Annotated in this window: 7 protein-coding genes; 2 read left to right on the forward strand and 5 right to left on the reverse strand. The window is 61.0% G+C overall.

Annotation, left to right across the window (positions count from 1 at the left end; genetic code table 11):
- Positions 1-347: 347 nt before the first annotated feature.
- From EXQ56_14325 to EXQ56_14335, 3 genes are read right to left on the reverse strand one after another with little or no spacing between them, the layout of a single operon-like run.
- Positions 348-665, reverse strand: coding sequence for a hypothetical protein (locus tag EXQ56_14325; protein MSO21598.1), 318 nt, complete (start codon positions 663-665; stop codon positions 348-350).
- An 8-nt stretch (positions 666-673) separates the two neighbouring features.
- Positions 674-1,075 carry a DUF1232 domain-containing protein gene (locus tag EXQ56_14330; protein ID MSO21599.1) on the reverse strand — a complete coding sequence of 134 codons (402 nt, stop codon included), beginning with the start codon at positions 1,073-1,075 and terminating at the stop codon, positions 674-676.
- Positions 1,076-1,132: 57 nt separating this feature from the next.
- The gene (locus EXQ56_14335) at positions 1,133-3,418 is read right to left on the reverse strand and encodes a thioredoxin domain-containing protein (protein MSO21600.1); all 2,286 of its coding nucleotides are present in this window, start codon (positions 3,416-3,418) and stop codon (positions 1,133-1,135) included.
- Positions 3,419-3,576: 158 nt separating this feature from the next.
- Between EXQ56_14335 and EXQ56_14340 the strand changes: the two genes are divergently transcribed.
- Complete coding sequence (locus EXQ56_14340; GenBank protein ID MSO21601.1) at positions 3,577-4,452, forward strand: tetratricopeptide repeat protein; 876 nt, start codon at positions 3,577-3,579, stop codon at positions 4,450-4,452.
- Between the two features lie 229 nt (positions 4,453-4,681).
- Here EXQ56_14340 and EXQ56_14345 read toward each other — a convergent pair whose 3' ends face one another.
- Positions 4,682-6,637, reverse strand: a complete 1,956-nt coding sequence (locus tag EXQ56_14345; GenBank protein ID MSO21602.1) for a glycosyltransferase family 39 protein — start codon at positions 6,635-6,637, stop codon at positions 4,682-4,684.
- 227 nt (positions 6,638-6,864) lie between these two features.
- On the opposite strand from EXQ56_14345, the gene EXQ56_14350 reads away from it, so the two are divergent.
- On the forward strand, positions 6,865-7,929 hold the full coding sequence (locus EXQ56_14350) for a YncE family protein (GenBank protein ID MSO21603.1): 1,065 nt from the start codon (positions 6,865-6,867) through the stop codon (positions 7,927-7,929).
- A gap of 119 nt (positions 7,930-8,048) precedes the next feature.
- On the opposite strand, the gene EXQ56_14355 is transcribed toward EXQ56_14350, so the two are convergent.
- A partial coding sequence (locus EXQ56_14355; GenBank protein MSO21604.1) for a Glu/Leu/Phe/Val dehydrogenase occupies positions 8,049-9,188 on the reverse strand: 1,140 nt, incomplete at its 5' end.

Here is a 9,188-nt window from a genome sequence, read left to right on the forward strand (position 1 = left end):
GCGGCTGCCGGAGCGGCCACCACGAAGGCGAATGCGGCGATCGAAACGCCGTCTCCTGTGGAAGACAACAAGCAGATGGCTCCGGTCTCGGCAGGCTTCTCGATCGGGCACATGGCCCCACTGCAATGCGGCACCGCACTGGCCACGTCCACGGGAGCCGCCTCGGGTGCGTCCGGCACGGGCGAGTCCGTCGGACTCTCCGCGCACACCATCCACAGCCCGTTCAAAGACAACGGGACCAGCAGCACGAGAGTGGCAAATCTGCGTAACATGACCGTTTGTGAATAGTGAACGATGCGGAGTCGCCTGTCAAGCGCCAATAGAAATTGGCATTGGAGGGGCCTGACTTAAGGAGTGATAAGTGTCTGGCCCGCCAGCAATTCTTCCAATTCCTGCACGAAGCGGCGATAGTTTTCGAGCGGCGCGCCCTCGGCGGGCACTTCCTGTGCCTTGTGTACGAACACCTGCCGTCCGTTGCGCTCAATCAGCAGGCCGATCTGTTCGTCAATTAAGAGTCCCGGCGCGGAGAAGCGCGTCCAGCGCCCATCGGGAAGCAGGTCCAGCAACATTACGCAGTTGTATTTCACCGCGCCGAGCTGCTTCGGATAAGCCTCAAACACCCGAAACGTAAATTCGCGCCGCACGAGTTGTCCCAAAAATTCCATAGGGCTTTCTATTGTAGAAAGTAACCAATCAGCCAGTAAGACAAAATCGCCGCGACTGCCACCCAGATGACGATGATCACTGCCACGGCCCAGCGACTGCGCGGCTTGTTTAACAATTTGGTCAATTGGTGCTCCGCCGCCCGCGCGCGGCAATCGGCGAGCACCTCGGGCGGGATCATTTTGCAGGCGATCCACACGCCCAGCGGCACCAGAATCACATCGTCAAGATGCCCGATAATGGGAATGACATCAGGAATCAAATCAATCGGTGAAAACGCGTAAGCCACCACCAGCGCGGCAAACGCCTTGGCATACCACGGCGTGCGCGCATCGCGGCAAGCCAGGTACAAGGCATACGCCTCCGCCTGAAACCTCCGCGCGCGAATGATCCATCCGCTAAGACTTCTCATTGGTAGACTGCCTTTTGAACGAATGCTGCCGGCGTACGCAATTCATGCCGAGTGGCCTTAAGAATTCTTGTTCAATTGAGCTGTCAACTTTTCCGCCTCCGTAACCGGCGCCTGGCAGGCGTAGTTCTGGCAGACGTAGGCCGTGGGCTGGCCATTGACCATCGTCTTGCCGGCCAGCAGCGGCACGGCCTTGGCGACCTCGGCGGCGTTGGGCCAGCGCGGGTCCAGCAGCGCGACCACCTTGTTGGGCCGGTACGAATTGGGCTGAGAGTTGGCCTGCTGCGAATTGCTCTGAGATGTCCCGTGGACCGCGCGCAGCAGCTCCGCCGTGCGCGGGTCATCCAGCGCGCCGACGATGGTGATCTCCTGAAAGCCCACGGTCACGCATTGGTGCCACGCCTCAATGCCGCACAGCAACAGTTCGTGCGCAAACGGTTGGCGCGCGGCCTGCCCGGAGAACACGGACAATGTCCCCGCGGCGCGCGTGTGCAGATCGTTGCGACCGAGCAGCAGGTGTAGCCGCAGCAGATTCATCGCCATCACCGAGTTGGCCGACGGGATCGCGTTGTCCGTGGCCAGCTTGCTGCGCACGATCAACTGCTCGTGATCGTCGGCGGTGAAGTAGAGTCCGCCGCCACTTTTCCCCGGGCTGCGGTCCCAGTAATGTTTGAGCGTGATGTCCAGGAGCCGCTCGGCCTCGGCCAGCCAGCGCAGGTTGCCCGTTACTTCGTACAGGCTGGTCAGCCCGTTGATGAAGAATGCGTAGTCATCGGCGTAGGCCATCAAGTGCGATTTGCCCGCGCGATGCGAACGCAGCAGACGCTTCTCTCCGTTGGCGTCCTGCTGCATATTTTTCAGGATGAAGTCCGCCGCGCGCTCGGCGGCATCCAGATAGCGCGCGGCGTTGGCCTGCTCCCCTTCGGTTGCGCGCAACACCGCGTAGCCCTTGGCCAGACTGGCTATCATCAGCCCGTTCCACGCGGTTAGAATTTTGTCGTCGAGGCCCGGCCGCACGCGCCGGTTGCGCACCGCCAGCAGCTTGGCGCGCGACTCACTCAGCCGCTGCTCCAACTCCTCGCGCGACATTCCCATCTGCCGCGCCGTCTCGTCCATCGGCTTTAGCAGGCGCAGGATATTCTTCGCGCCGTCGGGCACATGCGCGTCGCCGGGATGATCCCAATTTCCCAGCGCGGTAACGTCATAGACCTGCGCGAACAGCGCGCCCTCCTTCTCGCCCAGCGCCTCGATCATCTCGTCCCACGTCCAGATGTAGAACTTGCCTTCCTTGCCCTCGCTGTCGGCGTCCTCGCTGGAATAAAATCCTCCATCAGCGTGTTGCAGATCGCGCAGCACATAGTCAAAGATGCCGCGCGCCGTCGCCGCGAAATCCTCGCGCCCCGTAACCACGTGCGCGTCCAGATAGATCGCGCTGACCAGCGCCTGATCGTAGAGCATCTTTTCGAAGTGCGGGACCAGCCACTGCGGATCGGTCGAGTAGCGCGCGATGCCGCCGCCCAGGTGATCGTAGATGCCGCCGCGCTCCATGCGGTCCAGCGTCAATTCAATCAACTCCAATGCGGCAGACTTCCGCAACTCCTCCGAGTGCGGCAACATGCGCAGCAGCAGCTCCAGCGCCATGCTCGGCGGAAATTTATTCGACCCGCTGGCCAGCCCCCCGTGCCGCGCATCCATAGCCCGCACGATATGGCCGGCGGCCTCTGCGACAGCCTCCAGCGGCAGCAATCGCAGCGACCCCTCCGGCAGTTGCTCTTGTTTCTCCTCTGTGCCCTCTGCGTCCTCCGCGGTTAAATTCGCCGCCTGCGGCCCGCCCATCTTCGCCAGTATCTCGACCACCTTCTCGGCGTCGTTCACGATGTCGCGCTCGCGCTCCCGCCACAACTGCGCCAGTTGCTTTAGGACGCCCTTGAACCCCGGCCGCTGGGAATAATCGTCCGGCGGGAAGTAGGTCCCGCCGAAGAACGGCTTGCCCTCCGGTGTCAGCCATACACTCATTGGCCATCCGCCGTGCCCGCGCGTGAACATCACCGTGGCGTTCATGTAAATTTCGTCGAGGTCGGGCCGCTCCTCGCGATCCACCTTGATCGAGACGTAATGCTCGTTCAGGATTGCCGCGACTTCCTCGTTCTCGAAGCTCTCGTGCTCCATCACGTGGCACCAATGACACGCCGCGTAGCCGATGCTCAGGAAGATCGGCATGTTCCGCTCACGCGCCAGCTTGAGCGCGGCCTCGCCCCAGGGTTGCCAGTTGACGGGGTTGTGCGCATGTTGCAGCAAGTACGGGCTGGTCTCATGAATGAGTTGATTGGTAAATTTGTAGGTCACGTTCGCTCCAGAAATAGACTAAATTCCCACCTTATCATTAGAGCCGAGGCCAGGAATGGCGAAATCCCGACAGGGCTACTGTTTGCCACGGGCCTATTCGCCGGAAGTTGCATCTAAGTTAGTATGTACTTGGAATCTCATCTAATGGACTGAATACCATGAAAACGGCGGCGCTTTCGCTACTATTCGCATCACTGCTATGCGCGCAGGTGGAAAGCGACCCGTCCGTCTCGCCCACCCTGCGGATGGCGCTCGATCTGGCGCGGGAAAATTACCACGCCACCAACTACCAAGCCGCGCTGCGCATCATCGAGATGGGCGAACCGAAGATTCCCGGGCAGTGGGCGCTCATCGGCCAGTGCTATTTCCAGATGGGCGAATACAAGAAAGCCATCAGCGCGCTCGAGCAGGCCACCAAGGCCGCGCCGAAGAGCTCGTCCGATTGGAACTGGCTGGGTAAGGCGTACGGTCGTCAGGCCGAGACGGGCTTCAAACTTTCCGCGCCGTCGAACGCGTCGAAGGCCCGCCAGCATTTCGAGAAAGCCGTTGCGCTGGACCCGGCCAATCTCGAAGCCGTCGATGATCTGTTCGAGTATTTCCTCGAAGCCCCCGGCTTCCTCGGCGGCGGCGTGGACAAAGCCGCCAAACTCGCCGAAACGATTCGCGCCAAGTCGCCCGCCAAGTACGAAGCGTTGCAGGCGCGCATGGCCGGCAAGAAGAAGGATGTGGCAGCCGCCGAGCAGCATTGGCGCAAGGCCGCCGAGCTAGCCCCCGCCGAGCCCGGCGCGCTGGTGAATCTCGCCCAGCATCTCGCCCGCAACGGCAAGACCGTCGAAGCCGATCAGCTATTTGACAAAGCCATCACCGGCGGCCAGCCGTTCGTGAAATTCGAGCGCGCCAAGATACTCGCCGAAGGCAAACGAGACACAGCCAAAGCGAAGCAGTTACTCAACGAGTATCTCAAAGCCGACCTAACTGCTGATGACCCGCCACGCAGCGAAGCGCAGAAGTTACTCGCGAGTTTGAGCAAGTAGCAGAGCGGCAGACGGTCCGGAGCACCGGTAGGTGCAGTCAGAAAGTAGCCCGGTGCGTAAGCCTCTGGTAATAGGTCTTCATAAGCCAGATAGCCCGTAGGGGCGGCAGAAACGTTGACGCTCTGTCGCCCCTACGGGGCTCAATCATTTAACGTGTAATTAACCTAGGGCTTACGCCCTGGGCTAGAATCTGTCGCACCCTTCGGGTGCTCTGCGAGGAATGGAATCTTTATTCCTGAGGCTTCTCTTCGGGCGGCGGCTTGGGGATGGGCAGCGACGTATTCGTCAGGAGTGACTTACCCCCGGCGGTCGCAAATTGTAGCATCCTTTGATTGCCAGTGAGTAACTCACCTTTCTTCAACTCTTCATCCGTAGTCAGCAAGTAGACTCGCTCTCCGCTGCCCCACATTGTTCTGAACTGGTCCGTATCGATGAAGATGTTCGGCGCGCCGGGCGCATTTGATCCGTACTCCAAATTGTTGAAGTGGCCGTTCAGTAGCAGCGCGTCGCGGTCAGCATAAAACACTACGGATGAGAAAGGGTAGTAAGCGCCGTTGATGATGAGCTTGCCGGGCGGCGCGCTGCGCAGGGCCTCTGCCAGCGGACGTGATGACAGGTAAGGATCAAACGCCGTCATGGCGATGCGCGCCGCGTTGGTGAACAGGATCATCATCAGCGCAAAGGCCAGCCACGGCGGCGCAGCGGACCAATGGAAATGCGCCTCGGACCTGGACTCCCCTCCGCTCCTTTGCGTCATCTGCTTCCTATGCTTCGCAACATGAACAAAGCACCCCCCGGCCCCAATCGCAAAGGCCAGCGCCGCCAGTCCAAGCGGCAGCCGTAGATACGCGAAGCTACTCACTGTTAAGTCACTCATGTGCCCGAGTGAGAGTGTATAGGCGTCAGGATTGCTAGTGAGTGCGGATGAGATATCACCATCCGCCGGCAGTGACCAGACATGAGTGAGTAGTCCGGCGCAAGTCAGCGCGCCGAGTGACAGTAGGAATCCAGCAGTTACTGTCCCGTAGTGAATCAAGTGAGTTCGAGCGGATGACTCATCTTTCATCGCGCCATTAATGCCCGAGGCAATTAGTAGCGCCAGCGCAGGGTAGATGGGCATGGTGTAATACTCCTGCGAAGTTGAGAAGCTGAAGAAGACCAGCAGGAACAAGGCCCAGCAGACGGCCATCAGACGCACGCGCCCGGCGCGATCAACAGGCTTGAATGACAGGCGCAGCAAACTCGGCAGATAGACGCTCCACGGAAACAGCCACACCACATGCAGCAGCCAGAAGGGGATGAGCGGCACCGTGTCATAGTCCTTCGGCAGGCGCTCGCCGAGATAGCGCAGCAGATGCTCATTGATGAAGTAGCGCCAGAAGAAGCCGCGAAACACTCCTTCGCCACTTTGCAGCGTGAGGTCGAAGTAAGGCGGATTGGCCAGCGTCGCGGCCACATACCACGGCGCGGCAATGGCCAGGCCGATGGCGGTTCCCATGCCAAGTGTTTTCAAGAAATGATGGCTCCGCCACGCCTGTGCCGAAAATAACTGGCGAGAGGCGAGTAGATAGAAGAAGATCGCGCCAGCGGGCGCGACCAGTCCCAGCAGACCTTTCAGCAATAGTCCTGCGCCCAAGCCAACACCAAACAATATGATCCATCGTGTGCGATGCGGCTCGGTGCCATCCCTGTCTGGTTCCTGCAATCTCAAAAAGGCCCATACCGAGAGTGACACAGTGAGTGTCAGTATCACTTCCGGAATCAGGATGCGCGTGAACAGGTAGAGGCCGATGCAGGTGGCCAGAGTGAGTCCCGCGTAAAATCCCGTGCGCGCCGAGAATGCCCACCTGCCAAAACGCGCGGTCATCCAGCAGAGCAGAATCGCCGCCAGCGCGATGGGCATTCGCGCGGCCCAGTCCTGCACGCCGAAAATCGAGTAGGATGCGGCGATCAGCCAGTAAGTCAGCGGCGCTTTATCGAGATACACCAGGCCGTTCAGATGCGGCGTGATCCAATCGCCGGAGCGCAGCATGTTGCGGCCGATGGCGCCATGCACCGCGTCCACGTCATCCAGCAGCGACGGCGGGCTGATCGTGCCGCAAAGAAAAATGATGGCGGCAATGAGGACAACGATGAGCGGGCCGCGCCGCTCGATGATGGATAAGGTGGAGGTTCGTAAATTCATGGATCTGTTGCTGCCTGTCTCGCTGTCATTCCGTGCGTAGCGAGGAATCTGCTTTGGGTCTTCATACGGCGGCACAGCAGATTCCTCGCTGTGCTCGGAATCACAAACAGTAGCATTCGCTAGGAAAAATTGAAACCGGGATACGGCCCAATCGCCGACTACCATGCGCTTTGTGCGCCATTGTGCCACAGTGATCGCACACAGGGAATGTGACGTAGGAGAATCACATGAAAAAAGTAATATATGTGGCGTGCCTGACGGCATTGCTCGGCGTGGCGGTGTCTTCGCACGCGGCGGAGAGTTACCGCCTGATCAAGAAAATTCCTGTTGATGGCGTCGGCCAGTGGGACTATATCGGCATTGATGTGGCCAACCGGCACGTGTTCGTCTCGCACGGTCCGCAACTGGACATTCTGGACGCCGACACCTACGAGCATGTCGGCAAGATCGTCGCGCCCGGCGTGGATTTCTCGAAGCCCGAGACGTTGCGCGGTAACGGCGTGCGCGGCGGCGGCGCGGCTCCCGACCTCGGACGCGGCTTCATCCCCAACGCGCTGGACGGCTCGATGACCCTATTCGACCTGAAGACGCTGAAGGTGATCTCCATCGTGAAGGTCGGCGAAAATCCCGACGGCTACGTTTACGATCCGGCGACGAAACGCGCGTTCACATTCAGCAATCGGACCAAAGGCGGCATGGCCGTGGACATCGCTGACGCCAAGCTGGCGGGCCTCATTCCGCTGGGCAGCAAGCCCGAGGCCGCCGCGGCCGACGGCAAGGGCCACGTGTTCGTGGACATGCAGGAGACCAACATGGTCGCCAAGATCGACTCGCGCAAGCTGGTGGTGGAAGAGAGTTGGCCGACCGCGCCGTGCGAAATGCCCAGCAGCATGGCCATGGACGTGAAGAACAACCGCCTGTTTCTAGGCTGTCGCGGCAAGTCGCCCATGCTGGCGGTGATGGATGCGTCGAATGGCAAGATCATCACCACGCTGCCGATTGGCACCGGCACGGACGCGGCGGCGTTTGACGTGGAGAAAAAATTGATCTTCACTTCGAACGGCGAGGGAACCATCAGCGTGATTCAGCAGGAGTCGGCGGATAAATATAAAGTGGTCGAGACCGTGAAGACCGAGCCGGGCGCGCGCACCATGACGCTCGACACCAAAACGCACCGCCTCTTCCTGATTACCGCCGACCGCACCACGCCGCCCGCCACGCCGGAAAATCCGAATCCCGCCGCCGTGGTAACGCCCGGCACGTTTCGCGTGCTGGTCGTCGCCCCGCAGTAGGCGGCTACGCGACGAAAGCGAACAGAGCCGCAACCGTCAGGGAGCGGGGGTTGCTGCTCTCCAGCGAAAACCAACCCCCGCTCCTTGACAGTCGCGGCTCTGTTTATTACGGCTCTGTTTTACGCGTACACGCCGCGCAGGCGGGCCGCTGAGGCGACACGGTCGATGGCCAGCATGTAGGCCGCCATGCGCGGCCGCACATTTTCCTTGTCGGCGATCTTCATTACGTCGGCGAAGCTGTAGCGCATCACGCGGTCCAGCCGCTCGCGGACTTCTTGCAGCGTCCAGAAATATCCCTGGCGATCCTGCACCCACTCGAAGTAGGAAACAGTAACTCCTCCCGCGTTGGCCAATATGTCGGGCACTACGAAGATGCCGCGCGCGTCGAGTATCTCGTCGGCCTCCGCCGTAGTCGGCCCGTTGGCGCCCTCGACGACGATCTTGCACTGGAGCTTGTCGGCGTTGTCAGTCGTAATCTGATTCTCCGTCGCGGCGGGAAGCAGTATCTCGCATTCGCGCAGCATCAGTTCGCGGGGGTCAACTTGCTCCGCGCCGGGGAAGCCGACGAGCGTGCCGCGCTCCTTCTTCCACTCCATCAGCGCGACGATGTCGAGGCCCTGCGCGTTGTAAATTCCGTACTCGCGCTCGACGATGCCCACCACCGGGTACTCCTCCTGATAGAGATTTCGCGCCGCGAACGATCCCACATTGCCGAAGCCCTGCACGATCACGCGGGCGCGCTCGCGCGGAATGCGCAGGCGCTTGAGCGCCTCGTCGCACATCACCATGCAGCCGCGCCCGGTCGCGTCGGAGCGCCCGCGCGAGCCGCCCAGTTCGATGGGCTTGCCGGTAACCACGGCGGTCTCGGTGTGCCGCACGTGCATCGAGTAAGTGTCCATGATCCAGGCCATCACCTGCTCGTTGGTGTTGACGTCGGGCGCGGGCACGTCGCGCTGGGGACCGATGAAGTCGATCAGCTCGGCGGTGTAGCGCCGCGTCATGCGTTCGAGTTCCCCGCGCGACATCTTCGCCGGATCGCAGACGACGCCGCCCTTGGCGCCGCCAAACGGAATGTTCACCACCGCGCACTTCCAGGTCATCCACGAGGCCAGCGCGCGCACTTCGTCGAGCGTGACATCGGGCGCATAGCGGATGCCGCCCTTGCCCGGCCCGCGCGCGATGGAGTGCTGCACGCGGTAGCCGGTGAACATCTCGATCTCGCCCGAGTCCATGATGACGGGGATATGCACGATGATCTC

The sequence above is a fragment of the Acidobacteriota bacterium genome, assembly GCA_009691245.1.
In the GTDB taxonomy this organism is placed as follows: domain Bacteria; phylum Acidobacteriota; class Terriglobia; order 2-12-FULL-54-10; family 2-12-FULL-54-10; genus SHUM01.